1 protein-coding gene is annotated in these 263 nt (G+C 29.7%); it reads left to right on the top strand.

The window, feature by feature from the left end; all coding sequences use genetic code 11:
• Positions 1-263: hypothetical protein (locus AAEZ03_RS27750; protein ID WP_350583102.1), on the top strand; the 263-nt coding region annotated here is incomplete at both ends.

Here is a 263-nt window from a genome sequence, read left to right as displayed (position 1 = left end):
CCCTAAAGGCTTTATGTTCGTCACTACAGGACAAACAACAGAAAAAGTAGCCCAAGATATTGGTAAATACAAGTTCAACAAATTATCTGATAATTATTTGGAAATTGGTATTCAAGATTCGGATTTTAAAATAATTAGTTTAGATGATTTACAAATTTTGACTGAGACCGATAAAAATGAACATTTTGAAGATCAGAAAGTCATAGTTTTTTTAATTGAAAATGAAGCTTTGTTTGCCATTCACGATGAAGTAGCTTCTATTC

This window comes from Pseudomonas sp. HY2-MNA-CIBAN-0224 (assembly GCF_040310285.1).
GTDB classification, from domain to species: Bacteria; Pseudomonadota; Gammaproteobacteria; order Pseudomonadales; family Pseudomonadaceae; genus Aquipseudomonas; species Aquipseudomonas helleri.
This window is presented reverse-complemented; position numbering and strand designations above follow the sequence as displayed.